This window comes from Streptomyces sp. IBSBF 3136 (assembly GCF_036815105.1).
Lineage (GTDB): Bacteria > Actinomycetota > Actinomycetes > Streptomycetales > Streptomycetaceae > Streptomyces.
In genome coordinates, this window is sequence record NZ_JAJSZC010000024.1 from 1 (window position 1) to 12,656 (window position 12,656).

Here is a 12,656-nt window from a genome sequence, read left to right on the forward strand (position 1 = left end):
CGGGGCCGGGCCGTCGCCCCCGGTCCCTGCCGCCCCGCCGTGCTACCCCGGCCGTCCCTCCATGGTGGTCCCGCAGCCGCCGCCGCGCACGCCTCCGGGGCGCGGCGGCGCCCGGGTCGCACCGGTGCCGACGGGGGCGGTCGCGTGTGCGGTTGTCGTCCGTCGTGCGGCACGGGATGCTGAGGGGGCACGAAGGGAAGCGGTGTCATGGATCGTTTTCCGAATGCGGCCGACGTCGATTTCCACAGTCCTCTGGACCTCTCCAAGGCTGCCGCCGCGGTACTCGACGCGGACGGCCTGATATCCGGATGGAGCTCCTCCGCCCAGCGCCTGCTCGGGCACTCCCCCGACGACGTGCTCGGCCGGCCGGCCGAGCACCTGCTGGCGGCGTCCCCCGAGCAGCGGCTGTCCGGCCTGTGCAGGGCGCGCGGGCCCCGCGGCACCGTCCTCGACCTGTGCCGCCGGGACGGGCGCACCCTGCGCGCGGCCGTGACGTTCAGCCCGCTCGCGCACCGGGGCGCGGCGGCGACGGTCGTGGTCGCGGCCGAACTGGAGGCGCAGCGCGGCTGGGAGGCGCAGCTGGCGATGCTGCAGGGGCTGGCGACCGAGTCCTCCGTCGGTCTGACGATCTTCGACACGGAGGCGCGCGTCGTGTGGGGGAACGTCTCCACCGATCTGGAGCTCGGGGGGATCGCCCAGTACGTGGGCCGCCCGGCCGGTGACCTCTTCCCCGAGGGGGAGTTCATCTCCCGCCACCATCCCCCGGACGAGGACCAGATCATCGAGCACGTGATGGCGACGGGCGAGCCGATCACGGGCATGCACTACCGCGGGCGGGCCCCCGCCGACCCGGTGCGCGAGCACGTCTGGTCCTGCTCCTACCACCGGCTGCTGGACGCCCGGGGCGAACCACTGGGCCTTTTCGAGGAGTCCCTTGACATCACGGAGCGCTACCGCGCCCAGGAACGCCTGTCGCTGCTGGTGCGGGCGGGCAAGCGGATCGGTGCCTCGCTGGACGTGCGGCGCACGGCGGCGGAGCTGTCCGACGTCGCGGTGCCGCAACTGGCCGACGAGGTACTGGTGGACCTGCCGCCCGCGGTCATCGAGGGGCGGCAGCCGCCGACGGGCTCCGCGCCGGGCCACAGTCTGCTGCGGATGCACGGCCGCACCCCGGAGGAGTTCCGGACCAGCCCGGTCTCCTACCCGCCGTCGTCACCGCAGGCACGGAGTCTGGCCTCCAGCCGCCCGGTCCTGGACGCCCCGCCGCCCCGGGTATCGGACGGGACGGGGCCGGCCGCCTGTGGCCACTGCCTGTTCGTGCCGCTGCTCGCCCGTGACGCGGTCCTGGGGCTCGCCACGTTCCGGCGCAGCAGCAACCCGGACCCGTTCGGCGCCGAGGAGCAGACGCTCGCCGTGGAACTGGCGGAGCGGGCCGCCGTGGGCATCGACAACGCCCGCCGTTACACCAGCCAGCACGCGGCGGCCCTGGTGCTCCAGCGCAGCCTGCTGCCGCAGCATCTGCCCCAGCAGAGCGCGGTCGACGTGGCGTACCGCTACCTGCCCGCCGACAGCCGGGTGGGCGTGGGGGGCGACTGGTTCGACGTGATCCCGCTGTCCGGGGCCCGAGTGGGCCTGACCGTCGGTGACGTGGTGGGCCACGGTGTCCACGCGGCCGCCACCATGGGGCGGTTGCGCGCCACCGTGCGGACCCTGGCGCTGCTGGACCTGGATCCGGCCGAGCTGCTCACCCGCCTCGACGACCTGGTCGCGCAGGACTCCGAGACCGAGCCGCACGACGGGCTGAGCGACGAGGCGCTCGGGGTGACCTGCCTCTACGCGATCTACGACCCGGTCAGCGGCCGGTGCGTCTGGGCGAGCGCGGGCCATCCCCCGCCCGTCGTGGCCGACACCAACGGCGCGGTGGCGCTGTCCGCGCTGGCGCCGGGGCCGCCACTGGGGCTGGGCGGCCTGCCGTACGAGAACGTCGAGCTGAGCCTGTCCAGCGGCAGTCTGGTGGCCCTCTTCACGGACGGGGTGGTGGAGGACCGGCGCACCGACATCGACAGCGGGATCGACCGCCTGGCCCAGGTCCTGTCCTGGCAGCGGTGCCCGGTGGAGGAGCTGTGCGACCGGGCACTGTCGTCGCTGCCGCCGGGGCCGCAGGCGGACGACGCCACGCTGCTGCTGGTGCGCACCCGGCGGCTCGACTCCGGCCGGGTGGCGGACCTGGAGCTGCCGCCGGACCCGGCCATGGTGGCGCGGGCCCGCACGCTCACCGAGCGGCAGCTGGCGAACTGGGGGCTGTCCGAGCTGGCGTTCACCGCCGAACTCGTGGTGAGCGAACTGGTCACCAACGGCATCCGGTACGCCACCGGGCCCGTCACGCTGCGGCTGATCAGGGACCGCTGCCTGCTGTGCGAGGTGTCGGACAACGCGCACACGGCGCCCCACCTGCGGCGGGCGCGCCGGGACGACGAGGGGGGCCGCGGTCTGTTCCTCGTGGCCCAGGTGTCCCAGCGCTGGGGCACGCGGTACACCGCGTCCGGGAAGACGATCTGGGCCGAGCTGGCCGTCCCCTGAGGCCGGTGGACGGCGGCCCGGGGAAGCGGCCCGCCGCAAGCGCGAGCCGATTACTGGACAAGGTCGGGACGAACCCGACAGTCACCCCCGCGCCTGGACCCGGGCGACGACGGTGGACTCCTCGTCGTCGCCCGGGTGGCTCTCACGGGGCCGGGAGGCCCGTGCGCGGTCGGGGACCGCGGTGACGGGTCAGGAGACGCTGACCGCGCTCCAGGCGGCGGCCGTGGTGGCGTACTCGGGGCTCGAGGCGCCGTACAGGTCCTTCGCCGCGTTCAGGGTCGCGGTGCGGGCCGCCTTGTAGTCGGTGGTGGAGGTCATGTAGACGGTCAGCGCCCGGTACCAGATGGCGGAGGCCTTCTGGTTGCCGATGCCCGTGACGGTGGAGCCGTTGCAGGTGGGGCTGTTGTAGGAGACGCCGTTGACGGTCTTGGCGCCGCTGCCCTCGCTGGCGAGGTAGAACCAGTGGTTGGCGACGCCCGAGGAGTAGTGCACGTCCAGCCGGCCGACCGACTTGGACCAGCAGTCGGCCGAGCGGCCGTCCAGGGACGGCTTGTCGAAGCGGCGCAGCCACGGCGGGGTGGACTGGTCGCTGAAGAGGTAGTCGGGCGTGTCCACCGGGTTGTCGGCGTACCACTCGACCATGGTGCCGAGGATGTCGCTGGTGGCCTCGTTCAGGCCGCCGGACTCACCGCTGTAGCGCAGGTTGGCGGTGGCCGAGGTGACGCCGTGGGTCATCTCGTGGCCCATGGTGTCCAGGTCGACCTGCTCGGGGTCGGTGGAGCCGTCGCCGTCGCCGGTCATCATGCAGAAGCAGGAGTCGGACCACTGGGCGTTGTCCCAGTGCGTGCCGACGTGGACGAAGACGGTGGCGCCGCGGCCGTCGTTCTTGATGCCGTTGCGGCCGAAGGTCTTCTTGTAGTAGTCGAACGTCTCCGCGGTGTTGACGTGCGCGTCGACGGCGGCGGTGGCGCGGTCGGTGGAAAACTTCCTGCCGTCGCCCCAGACGTTGTCGGCGTCGGTGAACAGGGTGCCGGAGGAGCTCTTCACGGACGAGGACGAGAGGTTGTGGGCGTCCTTGGTCACGTGGCCGCGTACCGGGTCGATCAGGGCGAAGGAGCCGTCGGCCTGCTGGGTGGTGTCGATGGGGACGTCACCGGTGTACTCGGAGTGGCCGGTGCCGGTCGCCTCGCGCTCGGCGTCGTAGTTCTCGATCGCCTTGCCGGTGGTGGCGTCGGTGACGAAGACCTCGCCGTGCGGCTGGCCCTTGTCGCCCACGCCCTGCACGGTGGTGCGCCAGGCCAGGCGCGGGGTGCCGTCGGCGGCCCACACGATCAGCTCCGGCGTGGACCTGGCCTCTCGCACCAGTCCGTGCGAGCGCTTCAGCGCGCCGGCCGCGGTGCTCTTGGCGCCGACGGCGGGGGTGACGGACGCGAGCTGCACCGCGTGGGCCTTGGCGCGGGTGGAGCCTCTGAGCGAGCCGTCGGCCTTCTGGTGGACGACGAAGTCGCCGCCGACGACGGGGAGTCCGTGGTAGGTCCGCTCGAAGCGGACGTGCTGGGTGCCGTCCGGGTCGATGACGACGTCCTTGACGTGCAGCCGTTGGCCGGCGCCGAAGCCGAAGGTGCCGGCATGCCGGGCCACGTTCGCCCTGGCGTGGGATATCGCCGCGGCGCGGGCCGTGTCGTGGGCCGTGTCACGGGCCGGGGCTTCGCGCCGCACGGTGTCGGTCTGCGAGTGCGCGGGCGCGGCCATGGCACCCGTGGTGATGACGCCGGCGGCGACCATCGCGGAAAGGGCAAGCAGGGGACGGGACATGAGGGGGTGATTCCTTCGCTCGTCGTGGGGTGACGACGTCCTGGGACGTTGACGCGAAGTGTTCACCCAGTGACATGTTCCTGACGTGACTCCAGCTGGGATATAACCGCGGGGTTATAGGGGTCCTGGGCGTGTGCCCCCCGGGCCGGTCACAGGTCCGCGCCGCGGGCGAACTCCTCGCCCCCGTCCTGCCACCAGGCCAGGTACGGCGGCCGCTGCCGCACCAGCGCGAGATAGGCGGCGAGCAGCCGCTCGCCGGCCGCGTCGGCGAGCTCGGCGGGCACCGTCCGGGTGTTCCGGGCCAGCAGCAGCCGTCGGTGCAACGGGACCCCGGTGAGGGGCCGTTGCACCGTTCCTTGGGCGGAGACGTCGGCGGTCGGCCACACCCCGCAGACCGCGCGCCGGCCGGCGACCAGGAGCTGGGCCACGGACAGGTCCGGCGTCACATGGGCGATGCGCGGCGTGAATCCCGCCGCCCGGCAGGTGAGCCGGAGGTACGCGTGCACACCGCTCTCGTCGGCCTCCGGCATGACCCACTCCTCGTCGGCCAGTTCGTGAAGACCCACCGCGTCCTGGCGCGCCAGCGGGTGGTCCTCGGCGAGCAGGACGAAGACCGGCTCGCGCAGCAGCGTGCGGGTCGCCACCGACTCGCCCACCGGAAGGGGGAAGCCGGGGAACTCGCCGTACACCGCGATGTCGCACTTCGACAGGCTCAGCGACTTCACCAGGGCGTGTACGGAACGGCGGGCGTCTATGGTGAGCCGGCGTTCCGGGACGAGTTCGAAGAGGGCGGAGACCAGCAGGGAGACCAGCGGGCCCGCGGTTCCGCCGGCTCTCAGCGGCGCGGCGGCCTGCCGGTCCGCCTCGGCCGCCGCCCGCGCGTACTCGCGGAGCCGGTCGAAGCCGCCGACCAGGTCACGGGCACAGCGCAGGACGTACTCCCCGTTCTCGTTCGGCGTCACCCCGTCCGCCCCACGGACGAACAGCGGCCCGCCCAGCTCGTGTTCGATCCGTTTCAGCTGGGCGCTCGTGGCCGGCTGGGACAGCTGCAGCCGTGCGGCGGCCTTGCGGATGCTGCCGGCCTCGGCGACGGTGAGCAGGACACGGAGGTGCCGGAACTCCAGGTGCATGACACTCCCCCGCTCAGCGCGGAGGGACCCCGTCGCACCCCCCGTGACCAGCAGAACCAGCTGCCCGAGGGCATGGTGACCAAGAATCCGACGGACCAGCGGGGGCGACAAGCACGGGACGGTAAAACCTCCGTGCGAACGTGGAGCCGTATGCCCCGGCGGGCTGGGCCGAACGGCGCCGCGCCTCGGGTGAGAACGGCACGGACACCCTCGACGGACCGGTGGCCGGGCCGCGCGGCCAGGCCACCGACGGGGCGGAGTTCCGCCGCTTACGGGGCCATCTCGTAGGCGCCGGACAGCGCCTCGACCCGCTGCCAGACCCGCTCGGTGCGTGCCTCGTCGACGACCGGCCGCCGGACCGCGCCGAGGGCCCAGGTCTGCTGCTGCTCGGTCGCCGAGTCCTTGCCGTGCAGTTCGACGGCGTGGGCCGAGAAGTCGCGTATGAGGACGGCGAAGAGCTCGTCGAGCACGTCCTCGTCGAGTCCGGTCAGCGCGGCCTGCTCCAGGACGAGCTGCCCGTGCACGACGAGGGCGAAGAGCTGGCCGACCGCGAGGACGAGGTCGAGGTCGCGGCTCTGCTCCGCGTCGGGGGCGGCCGAGGCGACGAACGCGCAGAGCGCGTCGGCCTGTTCGCGGAAGCGGGCCACGTTGGGCAGATGGGCGTACGTGTCGAAGGCGGGCCGCCAGTCGTGGAAGCGCACCGAGCCGAGGCCGCGGGCCGGTCCCTGCCGGAACAGGAAGTCGTCGTCGGCCGCGTCGAGGCGGGTCGGCACGGCGGGGTGGTCGGCCGGGTCGAGGAGGTGGCTGCGCAGGAACTTGAGGATCAGCGCCAGGTTGACGTGGACGGTGCCCTCCAGCTTCGGCAGACCGCGGATCTCCACGGCCGCCTGGCCGAAGTAGTTGTCCTTCTCGAAGCCCTTGGCCGCGATGACGTCCCACATGAGGTCGATGACCTTCTCGCCCTCCGTGGTCACCTTCATCTTCGTCATCGGGTTGAAGAGGAGGTAGCGGCGGTCGTCCGGGCCGGCGGAGCGGAAGTAGTCGACAGCGCGGTCGCTGAACTGCTTCATGCCGACGAGCCTGACGTAGGCGTCGGTCAACTCGCGGCGCACGTGCGGGAATCCGGTGACGGGCCGGCCGTAGAGGACACGGTTGTGGGCGTGGGTGACCGCTTCGTACATCGCGTGCTCGCAGATACCGATCGACGCGGTGCACAAATTGAACTTGCCGACGTTGACGGTGTTGAGGGCGGCGTCGAAGGCGGCGCGCCCGGTGTGCAGGACGTCCTCGGCCGCCACGGGGTAGTCCTCCAGCCGGAACTCGCTGACGAACTTGGAGGAGTCGACGACGTTCTTGACCAGGCGGTAGGCCGGGTGACGGCTGTCGGCGGCGAAGAACACGTAGCCGTCGGGCCCCTCGACGTCGGCACGGCGGCCGAAGACCGACACGAGGCCGGCGGCGTTGCCGTTGCCGATGTAGTACTTGGAGCCGGTGGCCCGGAAGCCGCCGTCGCCGTCCGGTTCGAGCAGCATGTCGGTCGAGTAGATGTCGGCGCCGTGCGCCTTCTCGGACAGGCCGAACGCGAACACCTCCCCCTGGGAGAGGAGTTCGGCGGCACGGGAGCGGGCGGCCGCGTTGTCGCTCTGCCAGACGGGTCCGAGGCCCAGGATCGTCACCTGCCAGGCGTACCAGTAGTCCAGGCCGTAGAAGCCGAGGATCTCGTTGAGCGCGGCGATCCGGGCCGTGTCCCACCGCTTGTCCGGTTCCGCCTCGCCCGCGGCGGACGACGGCGTCAGGAAGGTGGCGAACAGGTTCTCCTTCGCCGCGAAGGCGAGGAAGTCACCGAGCCAGGCGCGGTTGCGGTAGTCCTCGAGCAGCCGCCCCTTGCCGCGTTCCTCGAACCAGTCGACGGTGGCGCGCAGCAGACGGCGCGTCTCGTGGTCGAAGTGCGCGGGGTCGTACGTGCGCGGGTTGAACAGCAGCTGGTCAGCCATGCTGAGACGCCTTTCGGCTGGTGGAGGGTGGGAGTCGGGAGGACCCGGCGAAGGTCGGCGATCAGCGGTCCGGACCGAACCCGGCCAGCGTGGCGAGCACGTCGTCCAGCCAGTCGATCATCATGCGCTCGTACGCGATGCCGCCGCGCAGGACGACGTGCTGGAGCTCCCGCTCCGCGTCGGGCGGCCCCTGCGGGCCGGCCGCGCTCGCCCCGGGCGCCGCGAAGTCCCGTGCCTCTCCCGCGAGGTAGCGCGCCAGGCGGTCATGGTGCGCCTGCCGGTGCCGCTCCACCTCGCGGATCAACGCGGCCGGGTCGTCGAAGGCGGCGCCCCGGATCTTCACGGCCAGGTCGTGGCGGACGCTCTCCGGCTCGATCGGATCGTGCAGCCAGGAGGACAGCGCGGCCCGGCCGAGGTCGGCGACGCTGTACTCCTTCTTGTCCGGCCGGCCCTGCTGCGGGACGACCCGGGCGTCGACCCAGCCGTCGTCCTCCATGCGCTTGAGCACGCGGTAGATCTGCTGGTGCGTCGCGGTCCAGAAGTAGCCGATGGACCGCTCGAAGCGCCGGGCCAGCTCATAGCCGGATCCCGGCTTCTCCAGAAGCGACACCAAGATCGCGTGTTCGAGCGCCACGGCGGTGATCCTTCTATGCAACTCGTTGCACAGCAAGCCCCCGCAGCCCCGATGCGACGCGGCTCACCCTCCGATCGTCGTCAGACCCCGCCTCCCCGGAACCTCTCAGACCGCGAGGGCTGCGCCCGGGCCGGGGACGTTGCGGAAGCGGAACGGTTCGGGCTCACGGCCGGCCTGGATGAACCAGCACTCCCCCGTGCCGTCGCCGGTGAGGATCCGCAGCACCGTGTCGGCCACGGTCTCGGCCGGGATGACCGGCATGCCCTGGTCGGAGAGCATGCCGCGCAGCGGGTCGATGATCCGCGATTCGGCGAACCCGGGGCAGACCGCGTTGAAGCGCACGTTCTCCGGCGCGAGAGCCGGCCCCAGGGAGCGGGCGAGTCCCACGACCGCGTGCTTGTTGGCCGCGTAGAGGGGATCGAGCGGTACGGCCGCCAGGCCCGCCAGGGACGCGGTCGCCACGATCGATCCGCCGCCGCGGGCCCGCAGTGCGGGCAGCACCGCGTGGGTGCCGAAGACCACGCCGTCGAGGTTGGCCCCCATCGCCCGGCGGTAGCGCGCGGGGTCGAAGTCCTCGCCGACGCCGCATCCGGTCGCCACGCCCGCGTTGAGCAGCGCGATGTCGACACCGCCGTACGTCTCCTGGGCGAACTCCACGAGTGCGCGGTTGGCGTCTAGGTCGGAGACGTCGCAGGCGCGGAACCGGCCGCCGACCAGGTCGGCCACTTCCCGGCCGCCCCGCGCGTCGAGGTCCGCGACGACCACGCGCGCGCCGGCCCTCGCCAGTCCCAGCGCCGTGGCCCGGCCCAGCCCGCCGGCGGCGCCGGTGACGATCGCCACCTTCCCCCGGAGCACGCCGTCGCCGTCCTGTTCCCGCAGCGGGGCGGCGGTCACGCCAGCTCCAGCACGAGCTTGCCGACGTTCTCACCGCGGAAGAGCATCTGGAAGGTCTCGGGGAAGTCGTCCACGGTGCCCCGCACCACGTGCTCCTTGACCTTGATGCGGCCGGCCCTGATCCAGGCGGAGATCTCCCGGGCCGCCTCCGCGTAGCGCTCGGCGTAGTCGAAGACGACGAAGCCCTCCATCCGGGCGCGCCGCACCAGCAGCGAGAGGTAGTTGGAGGGGCCCTGGACGGGCGTCGCGTTGTTGTACTGGCTGATCGCGCCGCAGATCACGACCCGCGCGTGCATCGCCAGGCGGGTCAGCGCGGCGTCGAGGATGTCCCCGCCGACGTTGTCGAAGTAGACGTCGATGCCGTCGGGGGCGTGCTCGCGCAGCGCCTTCCTGACGTCGTCGGCCCGGTAGTCGATCGCCGCGTCGAATCCGAGTTCGCCGGTGAGCAGCGCGCACTTCTCCGGCCCTCCGGCGATACCGACGACCCGGCATCCCTTGGCCTTCGCGATCTGGCCCGCGATGGAGCCGACCGCGCCGGCGGCCCCGGACACCACGACGGTCTCGCCGTCCTTCAGCGCCCCGACGTCCAGCAGGCCGAAGTAGGCGGTCATGCCGGGCATGCCGAGCGCTCCGAGATACGTCGAGGGCGGGGCGAGGGAGGTGTCGACCTTCATCGCGCCCCGGCCGTCGGAGACCACGTACTCCTGCACGCCGAACGTACCGACCACGTGATCGCCCGGCTGGAAGTCGGGGTGCTCGGAGGCGGTGACCTCGACGACCGATCCCGCGCGCATCACCTCGCCGATGCCCACCGGCGGCAGGTAGGAGGGGCGGTCGTCGAGCCAGCCGCGCATGGCCGGGTCCAGGGAGACGGCGAGCGTGCGGCCCGCGAACCGGCCGGGGCCGGGTTCCTCGACGGGGACGCTCCGGTGCTCCCAGTCCTCGGGCTTCACGTCCCCCACGGGCCGGGCTGCCAGGCGGATCTGCCGGTTGGTCGCGGACACTTGCGCCTCCTGTCGTTGGGGTTCCCCCGAGACCATACCGACCAGTAGGTACGCCTGCGGACGTGATATTCCCCACACATCACCCCCGCGACTCAGAGGCTACGGTCCCGTGGCCGGGGTCGCCACCCGTCGAACGATCACCGTCCGACAGTGACCGCCGAACGCTCATCACTTCGACCTCGAAACGTGACACTCGGCGGCCTTACCAGGCATTCCAACCAGTCGGTATCGTGCGCCGGCGCACCGAGCTTCACCGCCGACCTCCCACGCACCCCCGCCGCACCGGAAGGCCATGCGATGACACGTCCCGACGACAGCCCGTACCCGTACCCGCCACCGGCACAGCCGGGATGGCCGCGACCGCCGGCCGTATCATCCGACCACACCCCCTGGCGCGCGTCACCCGAACGGCACACGCCGTACGGACACGGCGCTGCGCAGGGTCACCCGTACCCCTACGACGACCCCTGGCCCGACCCGTACGGGCAGCCGCCCCGGCACCGGCCGCCCGCGCCCGAACCCGACCGGTACGGCGGCGACCTCGACGCCCTGCGCTCGGCCTACCGCGTGCTGCGCCGCGTCTCCACCCTCACCGCGCTCGGCTCCTTCGTGGTGTACGTCGTGCTGTCCTGCTGCGCGCCCGACCTGATGGGGGCCGAGATCGCCGGTGACCTGAGCCTGGGCATGGCCGTGGGGGTCCTCCAGCTCGTCGTCACCTTCGCGGCGGTCCTCTGGTACGGACGCAGTGCCCGACGCTCCGTGGACCCGCTGGCGCGGGCCGTGCGGGAGCGGTCGGTCAGGCGGCCGGAACGGGAAGCCGGGGTGGCGAGATGAACGACTTCGGCACAGGGACGCAGACCGTCGTCCTGGTCCTGTTCACCACGCTGGTGACCCTCACCCTGCTGATGTGCGTGATGGCGGGACCGGACCGCGACGACCTGACGAACTTCTACACCGGCTACCTCTCGCTCACCCCCCTCAAGAACGGCCTGGCGATCGCGGGCGACTACATCTCGGCGGCCACGGTGCTGAGCACCACCGGCATCATCGCGCTCGCCGGATACGACGGTTACGTCCTGGCCGTCAGCACCGCCCTCTCGCTGGTGCTGCTGATGTTCCTGCTGGCCGAACCGTTGCGCAACGCCGGCAGTTTCACCATGGGCGACGTTCTGGCGCGCAACCTTCCGGGGCGTGCGACCCGTATCGCCTCCTGCGCGGTGACCCTCTGCGCGACCCTCCCCTTCCTGGTCGTCCAGCTCTCCGGAGCCGGGTCGCTGCTCACCTTCATCCTGGGCATCCCGCACGTGGCCGGCGCCCGGACGGCGTGCATCGTCCTCGTCGGCAGCCTGATGATCATCTACGCGGCGCTCGGCGGCATCAAGGGCACCGCGCTCATCCAGATGATCAAGATCGTCCTCCTGCTCGGCACCAGCGCCGCCGTCGCCGTCCTCGTCCTGAACCGCTTCCACTGGAGCCCGGAGGCGGTGCTGCGGGCCGCCCGGCGCGGCAGCGGAGCGGGCCCCGCCTTCTTCCAGCAGGGTCTCCAGCTCGGCACCTCGGCGGTCGACCGGCTGGACTTCGCCAGTCTCCAGATCACCGTGATCCTCGGCGCCGCCTGCCTGCCCCACATCACGATGCGCCTGTACTCCGCGCGGGACGTGCCGGCCGTGCGCCGCTCCATGTCCTGGGCGGTCGGCACGGTCACCACGTTCTGCCTGCTCGTGATCATCATGGGTACGGGCGCGGCGGCGCTGGTGGGCTCGCGGTTCATCACCGCGGCCGACCCGCACGGAAGGACGTCGGTGCTCATGCTGTCCCGGGCGCTCGGCGACGGAGCCGGCACCGTGGGCACCACGGTTCTCTACGCGGCCATGGCGGGCACGGTGTTCATCACGCTCCTGTCCTCCGTCGCCGGAATGACCCTGGCCGCGGCCTCGTCGCTCGCCCACGACCTGTTCGCCCACGCCGTGCGGCGGGGCCGGGCCGAGCCGCGTACGGAGATGACCGTGGCGGCCTGGACGAGCGCGGCCGTGGGTGTCGCCGCCATCGCCCTCTCCGTCCTGGTCCAGGACTGGGACGTCGGCGTACTGACCACGCTCGCGATCTGCGTAGGGGCGTCGGCCGTGGCCCCCGCGCTGACGTACTCACTGTTCTGGCGGGGCTTCACGCGCACGGGCCTGCTCGCGAGCCTGTACGGCGGTGCGGCCTGCGCGCTGGTGCTGATGGCCTTCTCCAAGGCCGTCTCGGGCACGCCGGCCGCGGTCTTCCCGCACGCGGACTTCCACTGGTTCCCCATGCAGTCCACCGGACTGGTCTCCATCCCGTTCGGCTACCTGGCGGGCTGGCTGGGCAGCCGTGTGGAGCACCGGCGCCGCGCCGCCGACAGCCTGGAGAGCCGGCGCCTGTACGAGGAGAGCGAGGCACGGCTGCTCGCCGCGGCCGAATGACCGCACCGGCCCGGGCGGACCACATGGGCGGCCTGCGTGTCGCCGCCGTGGTCCGCCCGGTGGCCAGGACCGGACGGTCCGGGGCGCTGCTGGACGCCGCGCTGGACGTGTTCACCGAGCGCGGTTACACCGACGCCGGCCTCACCGAGAGGGCTTTA

The 12,656-nt window shown here is 72.3% G+C and carries 9 protein-coding genes; 3 read left to right on the forward strand and 6 right to left on the reverse strand.

The genetic code is table 11. The features are described from left to right. Positions 1 to 207: 207 nt before the first annotated feature. Positions 208 to 2,580: a SpoIIE family protein phosphatase gene (locus V7E45_RS07910; protein ID WP_333773368.1), complete on the forward strand. Its 2,373-nt coding sequence runs from the start codon at positions 208 to 210 to the stop codon at positions 2,578 to 2,580. Between the two features lie 189 nt (positions 2,581 to 2,769). On the opposite strand, the gene V7E45_RS07915 is transcribed toward V7E45_RS07910, so the two are convergent. The 6 genes from V7E45_RS07915 to V7E45_RS07940 form a co-directional block, all read right to left on the reverse strand. Then, the gene (locus V7E45_RS07915) at positions 2,770 to 4,395 is read right to left on the reverse strand and encodes a M4 family metallopeptidase (protein WP_333773369.1); all 1,626 of its coding nucleotides are present in this window, start codon (positions 4,393 to 4,395) and stop codon (positions 2,770 to 2,772) included. 149 nt (positions 4,396 to 4,544) lie between these two features. Next, positions 4,545 to 5,525, reverse strand: a complete 981-nt coding sequence (locus tag V7E45_RS07920) for a LysR family transcriptional regulator (protein WP_333773370.1) — start codon at positions 5,523 to 5,525, stop codon at positions 4,545 to 4,547. A gap of 269 nt (positions 5,526 to 5,794) precedes the next feature. Beyond that, positions 5,795 to 7,519, reverse strand: a complete 1,725-nt coding sequence (locus V7E45_RS07925; protein ID WP_333773371.1) for an acyl-CoA dehydrogenase family protein — start codon at positions 7,517 to 7,519, stop codon at positions 5,795 to 5,797. 61 nt (positions 7,520 to 7,580) lie between these two features. After that, the gene (locus V7E45_RS07930; RefSeq protein WP_333773372.1) at positions 7,581 to 8,153 is read right to left on the reverse strand and encodes a PadR family transcriptional regulator; all 573 of its coding nucleotides are present in this window, start codon (positions 8,151 to 8,153) and stop codon (positions 7,581 to 7,583) included. Between the two features lie 105 nt (positions 8,154 to 8,258). Next, on the reverse strand, positions 8,259 to 9,047 hold the full coding sequence (locus tag V7E45_RS07935) for an SDR family NAD(P)-dependent oxidoreductase (protein ID WP_333773373.1): 789 nt from the start codon (positions 9,045 to 9,047) through the stop codon (positions 8,259 to 8,261). Then, the gene (locus tag V7E45_RS07940) at positions 9,044 to 10,051 is read right to left on the reverse strand and encodes an NADP-dependent oxidoreductase (protein ID WP_333773374.1); all 1,008 of its coding nucleotides are present in this window, start codon (positions 10,049 to 10,051) and stop codon (positions 9,044 to 9,046) included. Before V7E45_RS07940 ends, V7E45_RS07935 begins: the two co-directional genes overlap by 4 nt. A gap of 297 nt (positions 10,052 to 10,348) precedes the next feature. Between V7E45_RS07940 and V7E45_RS07945 the strand changes: the two genes are divergently transcribed. After that, the gene (locus V7E45_RS07945; RefSeq protein WP_333773375.1) at positions 10,349 to 10,885 is read left to right on the forward strand and encodes a DUF485 domain-containing protein; all 537 of its coding nucleotides are present in this window, start codon (positions 10,349 to 10,351) and stop codon (positions 10,883 to 10,885) included. After that, positions 10,882 to 12,498 carry a sodium/solute symporter gene (locus V7E45_RS07950; protein WP_333773376.1) on the forward strand — a complete coding sequence of 539 codons (1,617 nt, stop codon included), beginning with the start codon at positions 10,882 to 10,884 and terminating at the stop codon, positions 12,496 to 12,498. The genes V7E45_RS07945 and V7E45_RS07950 overlap by 4 nt, the downstream gene beginning before the upstream one ends. Positions 12,499 to 12,656 lie beyond the last annotated feature (158 nt).

Excerpts from the sequence above, each read along its gene's own strand:
- V7E45_RS07910 (WP_333773368.1), top strand. The coding sequence starts at position 208 with ATGGATCGTTTTCCGAATGCGGCCGACGTCGATTTCCACAGTCCTCTG.
- V7E45_RS07915 (WP_333773369.1), bottom strand. The coding sequence starts at position 4,395 with ATGTCCCGTCCCCTGCTTGCCCTTTCCGCGATGGTCGCCGCCGGCGTC.
- V7E45_RS07920 (WP_333773370.1), bottom strand. The coding sequence starts at position 5,525 with ATGCACCTGGAGTTCCGGCACCTCCGTGTCCTGCTCACCGTCGCCGAG.
- V7E45_RS07925 (WP_333773371.1), bottom strand. The coding sequence starts at position 7,519 with ATGGCTGACCAGCTGCTGTTCAACCCGCGCACGTACGACCCCGCGCAC.
- V7E45_RS07945 (WP_333773375.1), top strand. The coding sequence starts at position 10,349 with ATGACACGTCCCGACGACAGCCCGTACCCGTACCCGCCACCGGCACAG.
- V7E45_RS07950 (WP_333773376.1), top strand. The coding sequence starts at position 10,882 with ATGAACGACTTCGGCACAGGGACGCAGACCGTCGTCCTGGTCCTGTTC.